At 47.7% G+C, this 19,344-nt stretch carries 13 protein-coding genes; 9 read left to right on the top strand and 4 right to left on the bottom strand.

What is annotated here, in order from left to right; all coding sequences use genetic code 11:
- Positions 1-9 precede the first annotated feature (9 nt).
- From V7S65_RS00970 to V7S65_RS00955, 4 genes are all read right to left on the bottom strand, one after another.
- Entirely contained in the window at positions 10-816 is an 807-nt protein-coding gene (locus V7S65_RS00970; protein ID WP_235015884.1) for an AraC family transcriptional regulator, read from the bottom strand.
- A 59-nt stretch (positions 817-875) separates the two neighbouring features.
- Entirely contained in the window at positions 876-1,949 is a 1,074-nt protein-coding gene (locus V7S65_RS00965) for a serine hydrolase domain-containing protein (RefSeq protein ID WP_336386523.1), read from the bottom strand.
- An 82-nt stretch (positions 1,950-2,031) separates the two neighbouring features.
- On the bottom strand, positions 2,032-3,309 hold the full coding sequence (locus tag V7S65_RS00960; RefSeq protein ID WP_079468680.1) for an NAD(P)/FAD-dependent oxidoreductase: 1,278 nt from the start codon (positions 3,307-3,309) through the stop codon (positions 2,032-2,034).
- A gap of 20 nt (positions 3,310-3,329) precedes the next feature.
- Positions 3,330-3,506 carry a hypothetical protein gene (locus tag V7S65_RS00955; protein WP_336386524.1) on the bottom strand — a complete coding sequence of 59 codons (177 nt, stop codon included), beginning with the start codon at positions 3,504-3,506 and terminating at the stop codon, positions 3,330-3,332.
- 134 nt (positions 3,507-3,640) lie between these two features.
- On the opposite strand from V7S65_RS00955, the gene V7S65_RS00950 reads away from it, so the two are divergent.
- The 9 genes from V7S65_RS00950 (at position 3,641) to V7S65_RS00910 (ending at position 19,016) form a co-directional block, all read left to right on the top strand.
- Positions 3,641-5,680: a glycoside hydrolase family 127 protein gene (locus V7S65_RS00950; RefSeq protein ID WP_336386525.1), complete on the top strand. Its 2,040-nt coding sequence runs from the start codon at positions 3,641-3,643 to the stop codon at positions 5,678-5,680.
- Between the two features lie 123 nt (positions 5,681-5,803).
- Positions 5,804-6,388 carry a TetR/AcrR family transcriptional regulator gene (locus tag V7S65_RS00945; RefSeq protein ID WP_336386526.1) on the top strand — a complete coding sequence of 195 codons (585 nt, stop codon included), beginning with the start codon at positions 5,804-5,806 and terminating at the stop codon, positions 6,386-6,388.
- Positions 6,389-6,439: 51 nt separating this feature from the next.
- Entirely contained in the window at positions 6,440-7,177 is a 738-nt protein-coding gene (locus tag V7S65_RS00940) for an SDR family oxidoreductase (RefSeq protein WP_111580543.1), read from the top strand.
- A gap of 45 nt (positions 7,178-7,222) precedes the next feature.
- Complete coding sequence (locus tag V7S65_RS00935) at positions 7,223-8,761, top strand: DHA2 family efflux MFS transporter permease subunit (RefSeq protein ID WP_336386527.1); 1,539 nt, start codon at positions 7,223-7,225, stop codon at positions 8,759-8,761.
- 170 nt (positions 8,762-8,931) lie between these two features.
- Positions 8,932-9,531 (top strand): sigma-70 family RNA polymerase sigma factor, encoded by a 600-nt coding sequence (locus V7S65_RS00930; RefSeq protein WP_111580545.1) that lies wholly within the window; start codon positions 8,932-8,934, stop codon positions 9,529-9,531.
- A 122-nt stretch (positions 9,532-9,653) separates the two neighbouring features.
- A complete protein-coding gene (locus V7S65_RS00925) occupies positions 9,654-10,853 on the top strand; it encodes a FecR family protein (protein ID WP_336386528.1) in 1,200 nt (399 codons plus the stop codon).
- Positions 10,854-11,113: 260 nt separating this feature from the next.
- On the top strand, positions 11,114-14,440 hold the full coding sequence (locus tag V7S65_RS00920; protein WP_336386529.1) for a TonB-dependent receptor: 3,327 nt from the start codon (positions 11,114-11,116) through the stop codon (positions 14,438-14,440).
- A gap of 18 nt (positions 14,441-14,458) precedes the next feature.
- Complete coding sequence (locus V7S65_RS00915; protein WP_336386530.1) at positions 14,459-16,036, top strand: RagB/SusD family nutrient uptake outer membrane protein; 1,578 nt, start codon at positions 14,459-14,461, stop codon at positions 16,034-16,036.
- A 76-nt stretch (positions 16,037-16,112) separates the two neighbouring features.
- Positions 16,113-19,016, top strand: coding sequence for a glycoside hydrolase family 2 TIM barrel-domain containing protein (locus V7S65_RS00910; protein WP_336386531.1), 2,904 nt, complete (start codon positions 16,113-16,115; stop codon positions 19,014-19,016).
- Positions 19,017-19,344: the final 328 nt, after the last annotated feature.

Here is a 19,344-nt window from a genome sequence, read left to right as displayed (position 1 = left end):
AGCCTCCGGTCAGATGTTCCTGTATTGCTTCGGAAGCAGACCGGTTACATGACGGAATGTTTTGGTAAAGTGCGCCTGATCTGTAAACCCGCACTCATAGGCAATTTCAGTCAGCGAATATTTGCCTTGCTTTATTAAAGGAAACGCGCGTTCCACTTTCATCCGTCTCATGTATTCACCTGCCGAGCAGCCAAAGTACCGGGGGAAATGTTTTGAAATGGTAACGGGATGAAGCTCCAGGTGAGCGGCCAGCAGGGAGAGTGACAACGGTTGGTTCCAATAATCATTCATCACCGTCTTTATCTTTTTCGTCCATTCAGGGAAACAGGCGTCGCCTTCTTTAGCGGGATGCACCAGGTTAATACACAGCTGGTCTATTGCCATCCGCGAGTCCGCATCATCGAGGTAATGCTCTTTCATAATCCTGATAAGCCCACCCGTATTAAGTTGGTGGCTGTTTTCAAACATCAGCGACGACGAAGGAAGTGATAACCCGAATGTATTGAAAAATGTAGCGTCCAGTTCAAGATTAAATATCCGTGTGCCGGGGCGGTAATCAACATTCTGATGTGCGATACCGGGATAGTAATACAGTCCCTTTCCTGCATATTGTATATCGGAACTACCGTTCCGGATCTCTTTACTTCCGCCGGCCAGTATATGAGAGAAATGAGGGTTGGCATGATAGTGATATGCGGAAGACGTATCAGGCACAAACGCGGTTTCACTGGTAATGATATTACCAAAGGTCCGTTCCTTTATTTTTGTACCAACATAAGTACCTTTTTCGTATTGAACCGGCTTATTCACGATCATGTCATAAAGTTAATATATACTGCCATCAGCCGGCAAGTTACTGTCGCCAACGATATTACTCAAATAATTTTCGTTGCTATTTTCGCGGCCAGGTCATCCAGGCTGGTGGTTCCGGTATTGCTGAGTATAAGCATGGTTGCGTCTTCTTCGACGATGTGAAACAACATACTCTGTGCGCCCATTATCCGGCCGGGTCTTTTTACTATGGTATAATTTTTTTTGTTGATCGTGTAGTCTTTGTATACCCATACGCCATAGCCATATTCATCAAGACCGGGAGCGAACATCTCATTTAAAGATGCCTGCTTCAGGAGCTTGCGGCCAAAGAGTGCATTTGAAAACAGCAACAGGTCGTTGGCATCGGAGTACATGGCGCCCGCGGCATACCAGTTTTCCATGTATACCGGTAAATCGGGTACCAGTTTTCCCAGGTCATCTCTGATGAAATAAGTATCTGCCAGGCCGGTAACAATGTTTTGCTGATACAATAGCCCGGAGTTATTCATGTGCAGGGGCTTTAATATCTTCTCCGTCAGCACCTGGTCATAGGTTTTATGGTAAATTCTTTCTATAATTTTCCCTAATACAATATAATCCGCGTTATTGTAGTCGAATACTTTGCCTGGCTCGTTTACAGGTTTATCGCTGCAATAGCGGGTTAAAAGTTCGTTGGTGGTAAAAGGGTGCTGATATACGGGGATACCATTTTTCAATGCGCTTTCTATTGATTTTACGGTATCAATATTGGGCATTCCTGACGTATGATTTAATAACTGCCGGATGGTTATTTTATTACCGCCTTCTCCTGTATAGTCGGGCAGATAATCGATAATATGTTTGGTTACATCTATCTTTCCCTCTTCAGCCAGCTGCATGATAAGCACGGAGGTAAACAACTTTGTGACAGAGGCAATTTTATACTTTGTTTTAATGGTGTTGGGTACTTTAAACGGAAAGTTGGCCAGGCCAAAACTCTTTTGATAAACTATTCCTGATTTCTTCTTAATGATTATTGTCCCGTTAAAATTGCTGCTTTTTGTTATCGAATCAATAATATGGCTGGCACCTGGAAATTGTGCAAACAGGGAATTGACCAATAAAGAGCAGATAAATAGTGATACGAATCGTTTCATTTGGGATAAATTAGCGAAGACATTACATGTAGCGCTAATTTATCAATATCTGGTGGCAGAAAAAAATATAAAATATTTACGGTCAACTCACCTCTTCTTTTTTCAGTGGTCTTAATATCAGCCGGAGCGACTGGTCCTTTGTAAAGTAGGCCACCACCCAGTTGTAGAGTGTTTTGAACCGGTTGCCGTAACTAACCAGGAAGGTGAGGTGGATGAAAAGCCAGATAAACCAGGCGATAAAACCTTTGAAGTGGAGTTTGGGTTTGGGAATGTCTGCCACGGCTTTATTGCGGCCTATAATAGCCATATTGCCTTTATCATAATAACGGAACGGTTTGCGGTTTCCGTGCTTTGCGAGCGCCACAAAATTATCTGCCAGGTGGCTGCCCTGTTGTATGGCCACCTGTGCCAGTTGCGGATGCCCGTCGGGAAAAGCGGGATCAGTAGTTTGAATGCAGATATCGCCTATGGCAAAAATATCCTTCATTCCTTTTACTTCGTTGAACTCATCCACTATCAGTCTTTTCCCGCGGCCATAGCATTCCGCCGGGATACCTTCCGTGATGGTAGCCGTTACGCCGGCTGCCCATACCACGGTTTTGGTGGCAATGGTTTCTCCATTGGAAAAAATCACGGTATCATCTACATAATCTTTTACCTGCATACCCAGCTTTATTTCCACGCCCATCCTGATGAGCGCATCGTAGGCATCCAGCTGCGACTGCTCACTCATGGCGGCCAGTACTTTGGAGATACCATCTACCAGGTAAATATGCGATTCATATCCTTTCCCGGCTATTTCGGGATAATCTTTCGGAACAACTTCCCTTTTTAATTCCGCCAGTAAGCCGGATACTTCCACACCGGTAGGACCGCCGCCTACCACCACAATGGTGAGCAGCTTTGTTCTTTCCACCGGATCGGTGGTCAGCGCCGCCTTTTCCATTATCTGCAGGAAGTGGTTGCGTAGTTCCAGGGCATCATTCACTGTTTTCACCGGCTTTGCATTCCGCCGCACGCTTTCCATTCCAAAATAATTGGTAGCAGTGCCAAAAGCCAGTACCAGGTAATCGTATTTCAGTTCAGTGGTGGAAAGCACCACCTTTTTTTCTTCCGGTATTACTTTCAGAAATTCCCCGATCACAAAACGGGCATTTTTATTTTTACGCAGCAGTTTCCTGAACGGATAGCTGATATCTGTAGGATCTAAAAAGCCCATGGATACCTGGTACACCAGCGGCGGGAAGTAGTTATAGTTATTACGGTCTACCAGTGTAACGGTATACTCATCGTTACGGGCCAGTTTCCTGACCAGGTTAATGCCTGCAAATCCACCGCCGATAATGACAATATGTTTCATAATATGAGCTTTTACCTGTGTTATAAAACAGCCGGACGACCATTTTGTTGCTGTATGGTAAGCAACAACAACCAGGCCACCGGAAAAAATGCAGTAAAAAATACCCCTTCCTTTAATGTTATGGAAAATTCCGGGAGATGATTGTTCCGGCTGCTGCCGCGGAATGCCGGTTCCTGTCCGCTATTCCCTGATTTCATGCGGTTGTAAAATTAATTGTCAATTTGACGATTAATAAATAAAAATTACTATTTTCAACCGGGATACCGGAGCGGGAACACCTGTCCACCCAGCTCCCCATCCTTTGGATAAATTTCACGTTATAATCTGTTATATGAAAAAGATATGCCTGTTCATCAGTATCTGCGCGGCCTCCACTGCATGGGCGCAGGTAAAGGACTACCCGGTTAAATCGGTCAACTTCACGGCGGTACAGCTCACAGACAGTTTCTGGCTGCCACGCCTGCGTACAAATCACCTGGTTACCATTCCCGCCTCGTTTGAGCGCTGTGAAAATACAGGCCGGGTGAAGAACTTTGAAATGGCAGCGGCCCGTTCAGGTAAGTTCTGTACCACCTTTCCGTTTGATGATACCGACATCTACAAAACAATTGAAGGAGCTTCCTTCTCCCTGAGCCTTTTCCCGGACAAAAAGCTGGACAACTACATCGATTCACTGATCGTTAAAGTTGCCAATGCGCAGGAAAAAGATGGCTACCTGTATACCGCCAGAACCATTAATCCCGCGGCGCCGCATTCATGGGCCGGACCGGAGAGATGGGTAAAGGAACGGGAAGGGAGCCATGAGCTGTACAACGCCGGCCACTTGTATGAGGCCGCTTTTGCACATTATTATGCTACGGGAAAGAAAACGTTGCTGAACATCGCCCTCAAAAATGCCGACCTCGTATGCAGTGTATTCGGCCCGGGAAAAAAGCATGTAGCGCCGGGTCATGAAATTGTGGAAATGGGCCTGGTAAAGCTTTACCGCATCACCGGCAAGCCGGCATACCTGGAAACGGCGAAATTCTTTATTGAAGAACGCGGTCGCTATACCGGCTATGACAGCAACAGCAAAGATCCCTGGAAAAGCGGGACTTACTGGCAGGATGATAAGCCGGTTACCGAACAATATGAAGTAGAAGGACATGCCGTGCGGGCTGGCTACTTATACGCTGCTATGGCCGATGTAGCCGCATTAACCGGCGACAAAAGCCTGTTGCAGGCAGTAGATACCATCTGGCAGAATATGGTTACCTACAAAATGTACGTACAGGGCGGACTGGGCGCCGTACCCTCCGGGGAACGGTTTGGCGACAACTACGAACTGCCCAACACCACCGCTTATAATGAAACCTGTGCAGCCATTGCCGGTGTGTACTGGAATTACCGCATGTTCCTGCTGCACGGGGATGCAAAATATATGGATGTGCTGGAGAAGATGTTATACAACGGGCTCATATCAGGTTTGGGGCTTGATGGCAAATCTTTCTTTTACAGCAACGCCATGCAGGTAAAAAATTCCTTTTCACACAAACACCTGGAACCCGAACGTGCCGGCTGGTTTGAATGCTCCTGCTGCCCTACCAATCTTACCCGCCTGATCCCTTCTATTCCCGGTTATGTGTATGCGCAAAAAGATAATAATGTATACGTGAATCTTTTTGTTGCCAGTCGCGCTACTTTGAAAGTATCCGACAACACCGTTTCCATTAACCAGCAAAATCAATATCCCTGGAATGGCGACCTGGTATTTAACATCTCTCCTGCCAAAAAGCCGGTGGCATTTAATTTCCTGGTACGCATTCCCGGATGGGCGCAGAATACAGCCGTTCCTTCCGGTTTATACACCTTTACCGGCAACAATACCCCGCTGCCTGTTATCCGTGTAAACGGTGTGCCCGTTACTTATAATATGGAAAAAGGATACGCTGTGATTGCGCGGACCTGGAAAAAAAATGACCGTGTAGAAGTAGTGTTACCAATGGAAGTAAGAAAGATAAAAGCAAATGAAAAGGTGAAAGAAGATGCCGGCAAAGTGGCCCTGCAACGCGGGCCTATTGTTTATTGCGGCGAATGGGCCGATAACAATGGCAGTACCAGCAATATCATCATTCCTTCCGATGCTGTTTTCGCTACCGCGTGGCGGCCGGAACTGCTGAATGGCGTAACCGTTATCAGCAGCCAGGTACCGGCAGTGCATGTGAGCAACAACGGGCTTACTGTTTCCACCACGCAACAAACATTTACCGCCATCCCTTACTACGCCTGGGCCAACAGGGGCAAGGGAGAAATGATGGTTTGGTTTCCGGAGAAAGTAAATGATATTGATCTGCTCACCAGTAAACAGGAAGAAAGGATTATTTCGAAGTAGCTGCAACCGATAAGTGTTATATTTTGGAGAGCCTGAGAATCAATGAATTCACGGGCTCTCCAAAATATATTTTTCATTTTATACCAAATGGTATATTTTTGCTGTGTCAAAAGAAAGAGGGATATGAACAAGGCAGAGAAAACAAAACAGTTTATTGTGGAGATGACGGCCCCTGTTTTTAACGAGAAGGGCTACACCGGTACTTCTCTGAATGATATGACGAATGCCACGGGGCTGACCAAAGGAAGTATTTACGGCAATTTCGCCAGTAAAGACGAAGTGGCCCTGGCGTGCTTTGATTACAACCTGAAAAAGGTGACCAGCATTATCCGGCAGGAAATGGACAAAAAAACCACCTGCAGGGACAAACTGATGGTATATGTGCATATTTATGAAAACTTCCTGAAACACCCGTTCCCCGCCGGCGGATGCCCCATCCTCAATACGGCGGTTGAAGCAGACGACACGCATCCTTTATTAAAACAGAAAGCAATTGATGCCATTCTTTCGTGGAAGGCCGGTATTACCGGGTTGATCGAAAAAGGAAAAGAGAAAGGGGAATTCAGTGAAGATGTAAATGCAGAACAAACCGCTCTCACGATGATCGCCACTATTGAAGGTTGCATCATGATTGCCAAACTAACCGGTAAAATGAATTACCGCAACGCCATTATGCAGTCGGTCGCAAAAATGGTGGACGAACTTTAACTCAAATTTTTTCTTTATAAATATACCGATCGGTATATAAAAACAATACACATGAAAACAACAGGAAATACTGTACTTATTACCGGCGGCAGCGCAGGTATCGGACTGGAAATAGCCAGGCAATTATCCCAACAGGGTAACCAGGTAATTATCACCGGCAGGGACGCCGCCCGCCTGGAAAAGGCCACGCAGCAACTACCGGGTGTAAAAGGCATCGTGAGCGATGTAACCAGCGATAAAGCGGTAGCTCAACTGGTAGCCACCCTCCAGGAGGAATATCCGTCTTTAAATATCCTGATCAACAACGCAGGCCGCGCATTTGCCTATGAGTTGTCGGAAAACGCGAATGCAGCGGGAAAGGCAGTCGAAGAAATGGACACTAACTTCTTCGCCGTGATCCGCCTCACCGAAAAATTATTGCCGTTACTCACCAAACAGCCGGAAGCCGCCATTGTAAATGTAACATCTATCGTTGCCTTTGCACCGGGCGCACGGATAGCCACTTACTCAGCCACCAAAGCTGCCCTCCGCTCCTACACCCACTCCATGCGGGTAACGTTTCCCAAGCTGCACATCTTTGAACTGATGCCTCCTTTGGTAAACACCGATTTATCGCAGGACATCGGCGGTAGTAAAGGCATCCCTCCTTCACAGGTTGCCACCGATCTTTTAACTGCACTCGGAAAAAATGACTATGAAATCCGTGTAGGCGATACCGAACAGATTTACCAGTTATCGCTTACCAATCCTGCAGCAGCACTTGCCGCTATGAATAGTAACGGCGAATAAAAAATTTATCTAATAATATACCAAACGGTATATTAAATAACAGCAATGAAACGGACAGTACTGATCCTGGCGGTGATTACAGCTGCCATCATGGAGTTGATAGACACCTCCATTGTAAACGTAGCCTTATCGCATATGAGTGGCAACCTCGGCGCCACGCTGGAAGATACCTCCTGGGTCATTACTGCCTACGCCATTGCCAACGTAATCATCATTCCCATTACCGGCTTCCTCGCCGCGAAACTGGGCCGACGCAATTATTATATCGGCTCCATCATCGCCTTCACCTTCTTTTCGCTGATGTGCGGACAAGCCACCAATATCTGGATGCTGGTAGTATTCCGTTTCCTCCAGGGCATTGGCGGCGGCGCGCTGCTGTCGGTATCGCAGGTGATCATCTTTGAACAGTTCCCCAAAGAAAAACAGAATGTGGCCAGCGCACTCTTTGGTGTAGGCGTGTTTATTGGTCCCACGATAGGCCCTACCCTTGGCGGCTACATCACCGAATTTTATTCCTGGCCCTGGATCTTTTACATTAATGTACCGATAGGTATCACCGTAGCAACGCTCTGTTATATACTGCTTAAAGAACCCGGTAATGTGCCACCGGCCAAACGGATCGACTGGACCGGGATCCTGCTCCTCGCCGTTGGCGTGAGCGCATTGCAAACCGTATTGGAAAGAGGGGAAACCGACGACTGGTTTGAAGCGCCCTACATCACCTGGCTTTCTGTGATCGCTACTTTTGCCATCATCGCATTTGTGTGGTGGGAGCTACAGGTCAAAGACCCGGTGGTAAACCTGCGCGTACTGAAAAGCAGGAACCTGAGCATTGCCGCAATATTGACATTTGTTTCCGGCATGGGTATTTTCAGCTCCGTTTTCCTGACACCGGTATTTGCACAGCGGCTGCTTAATTTCACGCCGCTGCAAACGGGGATGCTCCTGTTGCCCGGCGCGTGTTTAGCCATAGGTGGGCTCATCATCTCTGCACGGCTGCTGCAGCGCGGCGTATCACCGGTGTTTCTCATTGTAGCAGGGATGGGGTTATTTATTCTTTTCAGCTGGCAGATGTCGGCGCTCAACCAGGACGCCGGCGCAGCCACTATTACTACCTCCCTCATCTGGCGGGGCGTGGGCCTGGCGCTGGTAACAGTGCCGCTTACCACCCTGGCCGTGTCGTCACTGGCGCCGGCTGATATTCCGCAGGGAGCAGCATTAAATAATATGATGCGGCAACTGGGCGGCTCCTTTGGCATTGCAATGGTGAATACCTATCTCGCCAACCGGAATGCACAACACCGGTCGGATCTTGTAAGCAATCTCACTACCGATAACCCCGCCGTAGCCAACCGGCTAAACAGCTACGCACATTTCTTTCTGAGCAAAGGCGCCACGGCAACCGATGCACATCATAAAGCCCTGAAGCTGCTGGATAATTCAGTGGTAAAACAAAGCACCCTGCTGAGTTTCAGCGATGCTTTTTTGCTGGTAGGTATTATATTTATTGCGGCGCTTCCTTTGCTGTTAATGGCCTCTGCTAAGAAGAAAAAAACGGCCAATGTAGTGGTGATGGATCACTGATATTATCTTCTTCCCCAAACCGGAATTGCCCACCTGACAGGGTACCACGATTTTTTTGTACTTTGCAAGCTACATCTTTATCGATCACACCTGGTAATCCGTCTATTTTTATAGCTGGATTAACGGAGATAGCGTGATATTTAATTTTAAGGGGAACTGGATACACACGGATGAATAATGACACAGTACATGAAACTGCACTTTTCCACCAAATTGCCGGTGGGGATGAATCTGCATTTGAAGCATTATTCCACCTGTATGTGCCTAAGATCAAGCCGGTAATTGCCCGTATTATACAGGTAGAAGGGCCGGAGAAAGACATCATACAGGAAATATTCCTGGGCATATGGCTCAGCCGGGAGAAGCTGACAGAAGTAATGGTTCCCCACAACTGGATCTTCAAAATGGTGTATCACCGCTGCTACAGCTGGTTGCAGAAACAGGGCGTGCGGAATAAAGCCAGCCAGATCATTACCCGTGAAAGCACTGATCACTCCAATCTTACCGAAGAAAATATTGCTTTTTCTGAAACGGCGCTGCTGGTAAAGCAGGCCATCCTTCAATTGCCGCCGCAGGCGCAAAAGATCTACCTGCTCAGCCGGGAAAAGGATCTTAAAATTGCGGAAATTGCCAGTGAGCTGCAACTCTCGCCGCAAACCGTTAAAAATTCCCTGGTCCGTTCCCTCAAATCTATCCGGGAATACCTCACCAGCCAAGGTATCATCCTCCCGCTATTCCTGCTGGCATGGGGTGTTTTATATTTTTCTTAACTTTTTTTTGAAAGACATAGGTACTCTTTGGCTGCTTACGGTACGTATATGCAGGGGACTTTCTGCAACCAGGCAGTTCCCGGCGATATCAACTGAATTCCGAATGCTTTAAAACGAGGCCGTTGTCCACATCAGAAAGACTAACATACTTATTGGAACAGGTACGGCTGCACCGTGCCACCACCGGGGAGTACAGGGAACTGTTGCAACTGATCAGTGAGGATGATTCGGGGGAAATAGTCCGGCAGCTGGATGCATATCATGCCAACTGGCCGCTGGAAGCTGCTGCCAATACGGATTACGACCGCACCTACTGGCAGCAGGCCGTAAAAGAAATACTGGATGCCGATAAACTTGTGCAGCAGCCGGCAACGCTGCCTGCCAGGAACCGGGTCTATTTTCTGCAACGCTACTGGTGGGCTGCCGCCTGTATCGTTGTTTTAGCAACCGGCGCTTATTACCTCTCAAAACAAACTCCTCCTCCGGCTGTAGTAGCCACTTCACCGGTAAAAGACATTGCGCCGGGCGGCAACAGGGCGGTACTCACCCTCTCTGATGGCTCCCAGATACCGCTCGACAGTGCGGGTAACGGCGTATTGGCGCAACAGGGCAATACCCGGATCACCAAACTAAGTAACGGCCAGCTCGCCTACAATGGCACCGGCGGTGCGGAGGATAAGATACTATATAATACCATGAGCACCCCGATGGGTGGACAATACCAGCTTATTTTGCCTGACGGCACCGGCGTATGGCTGAATGCCGCCTCTTCTATCAGCTATCCCACTGCCTTTACCGGCAATGAAAGAAGTGTAACCGTTACCGGTGAAGCGTACTTTGAAGTGGTGAAAAATGATAAGATGCCTTTCCATGTAAAGGCCGGCAATACTACCATCGATGTACTGGGCACACATTTTAACATTAACGCCTATAAAGACGAAGCCACTATCAATACTACATTGGTGCAGGGGGCAGTGCGGGTAAGCGTGCAGCAGCAGCAACAAATGCTGAAGCCCGGACAACAAGCCAGGGTAGCCGCAAAGGGGCAATCGATCCAGGTGCTGGACCATGCCGACCTGTCAGAAGTGCTGGCCTGGAAAGCAGGGTTCTTTTCTTTCAATGATGCAGATCTTCCTACAGTAATGCGCCAGCTGTCGCGCTGGTACAACGTAGAAGTAACATACGAAGGCAACATTCCTCAACGGGTATTCACCGGGGAAATAGGCCGGAACCTCACCTTATCGCAGGTGTTAAAAGGACTCACAAAAACAAGGATTAAATATAGAATTGAGAATGGTAACCGGATCGTTATCCAACCATAGTTATGAACAATGAAAAATAAGGAACAATGAAAAAATCAAAGCTATTGCCAGCGGCGTTCTATGCGCATTGAATAAAAAACCGGGGCTGAGATTGGCGTCCTACCCCGGCTGCTGTTCAATTTAATCAACAAACAAGTCGGTAAACATTATTTATTAATTCAACCAAACATTGCAAAAGTATGCAACTTAAGGCTATTTGTAATTCCGGTACCCGCAGATATTGGAAATTTGCGGGGCTCTCAACCAAAACTTTGTTAGTTATGAAGCTAACTTCTTTTCTGCTGCTCCTTGCTGCCTTGCAGGTAAGCGCTGAGGGCAGCGCCCAAACGGTGACTTATTCCGCCAAAGCGGTGAGTCTCCAGAAAGTGCTGAACGTGATTAAAGCACAAACGGGCTATGTTTTCTTTTACGATAAAAATGATCTGAAGAACAGCAATCCTGTTTCGGTAGACATAAAAAATGCGTCGCCACAGGCTGCGATGGAAGCAGTATTGCGTCAGCAGCCGTTGAGCTTTGAAATCCAGGGCAATACCATCTTCATTACAAAAAACGAAAAACCGGCAGCAGCGCCGGTAGCCGCACCTCTTCCTGCTACCATTACAGGAAAGGTAATAGATGATACCGGGGCGCCACTTCCGGGTGTTTCCATCGTTGTAAAAGGCACCCAGAAAGGGGTTGTTTCCGGACCGGATGGCAGCTTCCAGCTGGCAAATGTGCCGGAGAACGCGGTATTGGTAGTAAGCAGTATCGGGTATATCTCCCAGGAAATCAAGGTGGCCGGAAAAACACAGATCAACATCTCAATGGCGCCGGATGTAAGCGCCCTGAAACAGTTTGTGGTAGTGGGTTATGGCACACAGAAAAAAGCGAACCTCACCGGTTCCGTTACTTCTATCGGTACAGAACAACTTACTAACAGGCCGGTAACAAGCCTGGGTAACGCATTACAGGGTACAATGCCCGGTATTACCGTAACAGCCGCCAAGAGCGGACAACCAGGCAGTGATGCAGGTCAAATCCGTATCCGCGGTATTGGTACACTAAACAATGCCGACCCGGTAATTGTGATAGATGGAGTAGTTACTAACCTGAGTAGTCTCAATAATATTAACCCCGACGATATTGCCACGTTATCGGTACTGAAAGATGCAGCATCTTCTGCTATCTATGGTTCCCGTGCAGCCAACGGCGTTATTCTCATCACCACCAAACAAGGCAGGAAAGGCCCGCCACAGGTTACCTATACCGGGTATGTAGGTAAACAAAAGGCTACCGGCTTACCGGACTTTTTGCCTTCCTGGCAGGCAGCCACATTATACAACCAGGCGCTGAGCAATGAAGGAAAAGCAGCCCGCTGGACAGATGCAGAAATCCAGAAGTTCAAAGATGGTTCCGATCCTTTTAAATATCCCAATACCGACTGGCTCGACCTCTTTTACCAGGGCAGCGGCCTGCAACAGAATCACTATGTAGGTGTTTCCGGCGGTAGCGACAATACACAATACGCTTTCTCTTTAGGCGTATTTGATCAGAATGGCCTGATTGAAAAAACAAATGCAAAACGTTACACCAGCAGGCTGAACATCACTTCTAACATCAACGACAAAATAAAGATAATCGGTAATATCGCCTTTACTTCTTCCGGCAGAAATGAACCCAGCAACCCTTACACGGGCGATTTTACGCAGCTGGTAAGACAAATCAACCGCATCTCCCCTACCATTCCTTACAAATATGAAAATGGTCACTATGGCTATATTTCAGATGGTAGCCCGATGGCATGGCTGGAAGGAAACAGCCTGAATAAATACAATAACTACGACCTGATAGGTAATGTGGGCGCAGATTGGGAAATTGTGAAAGGACTGCATTTCAAGCCCTCCCTTGCCTATGTGATGAAGATCGCTCATAACAAAAAGTTCATTGCTGATCAGCAGTATTATGATGCCGCCGGTAATGAAACATTCTACCAGGGGCCCAGTTATGTAACAGATGAAAACAGCTTTGGCAACACGGTTACACAACAGGCATTACTGGACTACACTAAATCCTTCAGTAAACATAACTTCAAAATACTGGGTGGTTACTCCCAGGAGTTGACCAAATTCAGCTTTGATGACGGCTACCGTAAAGGATTCCTGAATAACCAGTTAACTGATATTAACCTGGGCTCAACAGACGGACAGAAAACCACCGGTTACTCCTACGAACTGGCGCTTCAGTCGTACTTTGGCCGTTTAAACTACGATTACGACGGTAAATACCTGTTTGAAGCAAACCTGCGGTATGATGGTTCTTCCCGCTTCTCTTCTGCCAACAGGTGGGGCCTATTCCCCTCCTTCTCCGCAGGCTGGAACATAGACAGGGAAGACTTCTTCACACCTTTGAAGAAGTATGTTTCCAATCTTAAAATAAGAGGTTCGTGGGGACAGCTGGGTAACCAGTACATTACCGGTAAGGATGACACCAATTACCCAAGCTATCCATACTATCCATATATTGCCACTATCAACGGAAGCCAGAACTATACTTTTGGTGGTACCGCCGCTGCTATTGCTGCCGGTGTAGCGCCGGTCAATGGCGCCAATGAAAACATCAAATGGGAAAGCACCACAGCAACAGGCGTAGGGGTAGATGCTGGATTCCTGGATGGAAAGTTAAATTTTACCGCAGACTATTTTCATAAACTCACTTCTGATATCCTGCTGTCCGTACCGGTTGGTGCAGTATATGGCTTGAATGCACCAGTTCAAAACGCAGGTTCTGTAATTAACAAAGGTTGGGAATTTTCACTCAGCTACGCCAATAACGCAGGTGATTTCAAATACAACGTCTCTGCGAACGCAGCCTTTATCAAAAATGAAGTAACCGACCTTCACGGAACTGGTCCGATTATCGACGGCTATACCTTTAAACAGGTAGGCTACCCGATCAACTCCCTGTACGGATACGAAGCTGATGGCATTTTCCAGTCGGCCGACGAAGTGTCCAAATCACCTTATCAATCCAACAGAACAGCTGCCGGCGATCTGAGATATAAAGACAAGGACGGCAATGACACCATTAACAGCGCCGACAAAGTATACCTGGGCAACTATTTCCCAAAAGTAACCTTTGGCGTTAACCTGGGCGGTTCCTGGAAAAATATTGACCTCAATATCTTCCTGCAGGGCGCTGCCGGTGTAAAAACATACATCGATGCCGGTAAACTGGGCAGTGTAAGTTCTTCTGCGGGTAAACCTACTTCCGCTTTACTGGATACCTGGACACCGGAAAATACTTCCGCTGCTTTGCCCCGTATCTGGAACGGCTATACGCAGAACGATCCTGGCGGCACGCCTTCTTCCTTCTGGGTGAAAGACGGATCTTACCTGCGTCTTAAAAACCTGCAGGTGGGTTATACACTGCCGGAAAGAGTGGTGAAAAGGATTGGTATCAACAAAGTACGTTTCTACTATAGCGGACAAAACATCCTCACCTTCGACGGCCTGTATAAATGGATAGATCCGGAAGCATCTATTACCAGCAGTATTTACTACTACCCGCAGGTGAAAGTACACACGTTTGGCGTAAATGTTAGTTTTTAACGAAAAGCAATCAACATCATGAAAAGGAACATCCTCTATATAATACTCTTCTCTGCTGCGCTGCAATCCGCGTGCAACAAAGATTTCCTCGACAGGCAACCACTTGATGCCTATAGCAATGAATCGCTCTGGAATTCGCAGAACGACGCGCAGGCTGCACTGAACAGCTGTTACAAAGACTGGGAAGGCGATTATACCCTGCTCTATATGGATGCTGTGAGCGATAATATGTATAGCCAGTATTACTGGGAAGGCTATACGGACTATGGCAATGGCAACATTACACCTGCCAATACCAGTGCCTCCAAGCGCTGGAGCTATACCACCATCCAGAAATGCAACTGGTTCCTGGAAAACGTTGATAAAACGCCGATGGACGAAACTTTAAAAACACAGTTTAAAAGTGAAGCCCGTTTCCTGAGAGCTTACCAGTACTTCACCCTGACACAGCTTTACGGAGATGTACCACTGGCTAAAAAATCTGTTACCACAGAAGAAGCCAATACCATTTCCCGCACAGCTGCTACTGAAGTACGCAAATTTGTATTGGACGAACTGGAGGCCATTGCGCCTACCCTGCCGGTAAGCTACAGTGGTAGTGAGGTTGGCCGTATTACACAGGGCGCTGTGCTTTCCCTCAAAGCCAGGATGGAATTGTATGATAAAAATTACGCCGCCTGTATTGCTGATTGTAAAAAGATAATGACCCTGGGTTATGAACTCTTTCCAAACTACCAGAACCTGTTCCGGATCCAGAACGAAAACAATAAAGAAGTGATCCTCGATGTACAATACAAAGAGAATGACTATCCCAATGCCGATATCGGCGTAATGCCATCTTCTTCTTTTGGCGGCTGGGGTTCCCTCGATCCTACACAGGCGCTGGTGGATGCCTACGAAATGAAAAACGGTAAACTCATCACTGATCCAACATCCGGCTATTCCGAAAATGATCCGTATAATAACAGGGACCCGCGCTTAACTGCTACCATCGTGTGCCCTGGCCAGTTGTATGAAGGTAAGTACTACAACTCCATTCAAAACACATCCGGCGATTATTATAACGGGGATAACAATTCCAAAACGGCTTATATCCCGAAAAAATTCACGTCTAACCTCTCCGACTATACGGATATGTGGAACACCGGCCTGAATATGATTGTGATCCGCTACGCAGAAATACTGCTCACTTATGCAGAAGCACAAATTGAATCAGGTGTTATTGACAATACCGTGTATGATGCGATAGACGCTATCAGAACCCGTGCAGGCATGCCGGTGGTAGACAGAACAGTATATAACACCGTTGATAAAATGCGTACACTGGTAAGACGCGAACGCAGGGTGGAACTGGCACTGGAAGGCTTACGCTGGTACGATGTGCAGCGCTGGAAGATAGGCACCGCCGTTAGATCCGGCACGGTATATGGCGCCCGGCTGGGCACTGTAGACCCTACCAATGGTAAGCTCACCCTCAGCGGGGATCATATCGCCGTAGAGCAGCGCACCTTTGTGGAAAACAGGGATTATCTCTGGCCCGTACCACAGGCAGAAAGGGATATCAACAAAAACCTGACACAAAATCCAGGCTACTAATACAACTGTAACAATCAAACGAAATCCCGCGAGTTGAAAGATGAGCGGGATTTTTTTTTGCTCAAAAAGTACTCACATGTATCGTTTCATTACCGGTCTGCTGGTTTATTTTGTTCTTCCTTTCACTTTGTGCGCACAGCAAACCAGGACCGTTCTTAACTTCAATACCCACTGGGCCTTTCAAAGAGGCGATATCACCGGCGCGGAGCAGGTAACATTCAATGATAAAAACTGGTCGGGCATCAGTATCCCGCATGTAATGCGTATTGAGAAAAAGCATAACGGCGGTAATACGGTATACCAGGGCATTGGCTGGTACAGGAGATATTTTAAAGTACCGCCCTCCTCCCGTAACAAAAGGATCACCATTTGTTTTGAGGGTGTGCAAACCACTGCTGATGTATATCTCAACGGCCACAAAATAGCTACTCATACAGGCGGCTATATGGGCTTTGTAGTAGACATCAGCGGGTATGTGAACTTTGAGAAAGATAATGTGCTGGCAGTGAGAGTATCTAATAAAGATAACCCGCAGATCCCACCGGGAAAGCCGCAATCGAAGCTCGACTTCAACTACTTTGGCGGCATTTACAGGAATGTGTCGATGGTGGTTACTGAAAAAGTGTTTATCTCCCATCCGCTGGAAGCCAATAAGGTAGCCGGTGGCGGCGTGTTTATCACCTATCCTGCGGTGAGCAGCGAGGCCGCGGCTGTTGCCATAAAAACCAATATCGTGAATGCTTCCGGTAAACCGGTACATACCACGCTGAAAACAACGCTGGTAGATACCAGCGGTATGCCGGTAGCAACAGCAGCCAGTGAGCAGCATATCCCTGCACAGGCAGATGCGGATATCCGGCAATCGCTTACCGTGAGCGCACCTCATTTATGGCATCCCGATCATCCTTACCTGTATCACCTGGTATCGGTTGTTTATGAAGACAATGCACCGGTGGACAGCCTTATCACGTATACGGGCATACGAAACATTGCCTTTGCTGCCGACGGCTTCTATATCAACGGAACGAAACTATACCTGCGTGGCGCCAACAGGCACCAGGCATACGAATACACCGGCGACGCGGCAACAGATAACCTGCAATACCGCGATGCCCTTCAGCTCAGGAAAGGAGGCTTTAATGCAGTGCGTGCTGCGCATTATCCCGCCTCCCCCGCATTCCTGGATGCGTGCGACAAAACAGGCTTGCTGGTGATTGCGTGCGAGCCCGGATGGCAGTTCTTTTCCAAAGATTCCCTGTTCGTTGCAAACACTTACCGCGACATCCGGGAGATGATCCGCCGCGACCGCAACCACCCATCCGTTTTCCTGTGGGAAACGTCTCTCAATGAATCGCCTGCCACGGCAGCATGGATGCAGCAGGCCGTACAAACGGCACGGGAGGAAATGCCCGGCAACCAGCTGTTTGTAGCCGACGATTTTAATGCACGCAGTAAAGATTATTACAACGTTTCCTATAAAGTAGTCAATGAAGATGGCTCCGATCCTATGCCGCCACGCCCGTTTATTACCCGTGAATGGGGCGATACCTGGATGGCCGATGCTGAAAAAGAAAACAGCCTGCGTGCCAGTAGGATGTACACGGAAAAAGGATTGATCAACCAATGCGTACTGCGGCAAAATGCCTTGAACGGGGAAACGTCTGAAGCACTGGGCGGCTACTGGGATCACGGCGGACTGGATGCCAATCCCAGGATCGGCGGTTACTTTGTGTGGAGCTACAACGACTACACCCGCGGCTCCGATCCTATCACCGCTTTCAGCGGCGTTACCGATCTTGACCGCTATGAAAAATTCAGTTACTACCAGCTCCAGGCCATGCAGGATGCCCGCAATCCTGCGTATGGCCCTATGATATATATTGGCAGCTACAACAACCAGCCGGCACTGGATAGCGCGATCATGATATTCTCCAACTGCGACGCTGTACAGCTTTACAGGAACAACAAATTCTGCGGCGAAATAACCAGGGAGCAAAACGCCCGTACCGCACCTTTTGTAGCGGCCAAAGGCGGCAGCCCCTACTTTGTTTTCCACACCGGCAAATACGAGCCCGGCGAACTGAAAGCCATCGGTATGCTGGATGGGAAAGCTACCTGCACACATATTGTAAAAACACCCGGCACGCCTCATCATCTCGAAATTGAAATTCCGGAAGGTGCTGCAGCTTCTGTTGCCGACGGCTTTTCTATGACGCCTTTTTATGTGAAGGTATGCGACCGGAACGGCACGCTTGTATCCAACGAAACCGCCGGGCAATCCTATACTGTTCAGATCAACGTATCAGGACAAGGCACTCTCATAGGCGGAAATATTCCGGCAGCAGGTATCGCTTTGCAGAAAACAGAAGGAGGTATTGCCTACGGTGTTATCCGTCATGCTGCCACTGCAGGAAACATACAGATCAATGTAAAAAGCGCCGGCATGGCTCCCGGCAGCAAGGTGATTAAAACAACCGCATCGCCGTATGAATACGTAAAAGATGGCGCCCACCGCCAATGGATACACGAAGATAAAAAAACAATGGCGGCGTACTATACAGACACCATCCCTGTCAAACAACTCCAGGAGATTAAGCTCACCGGCAAAGCCGGCTTTGTGCAACCTGCGGATGATGGTTTGCGTGCGGTTATCGACGGCAACACCGCCACAGGATGGGTATCCGGCGCAGGAAGTATTCCTGTAAGCATCACCCTGGATCTGAAAAATGAATACCAGCTGAGCGGCAGCCGCGTAGTGTGGGGAAAAGACAGCGACTGGTACACTTACAGCATTGCGGTATCTACCAATGGCAGCGACTGGGTAAGTGTAAAGAATACAGAACGGGTGTCCGGGCAAAATTATCAGCCGGTGCTTTTCGATCATGCAGCGGTGAGGTATGTCCGTTATCTTATTACCGGTATCCAGCCTGAAAGCAGCAGGATAGCAGTGAAGGAAATACAGTTATACGGGAAGAGGTAGCTGAAAGCAGGAGGGCTTGATGTTTACGTTTACACAAAAAGAGATACCACGAAGCGAAAGTAAAATACCGGCGCTTAAAAATAACTGCAAAAGTTTTGTCGATGTTATTTTTTCCCTATCTTTATGGAAGCGTCTGCTCCAGATGAATATACTATACCGTCAATCGGAGCAGATGCTATGTTTTAAAGTACTGTAGAGCGAGCACGTGATCTGAATTCCTGGCCCCCATAATAACATTTTACATCTGTATTACATCTGATATATTCCTATAAATATGGACAACAGTCGTTTGTCAACCAGAAACATTCAATACATGATTTCAGTCAGA

It is taken from the genome of Chitinophaga sp. CCNWYY40, from assembly GCF_037483205.1.
Taxonomy (GTDB): domain Bacteria; phylum Bacteroidota; class Bacteroidia; order Chitinophagales; family Chitinophagaceae; genus Chitinophaga; species Chitinophaga ginsengisegetis.
Note: the sequence above shows the minus strand (reverse complement) of the source record. Positions and strands in the feature narration are given on the sequence as shown.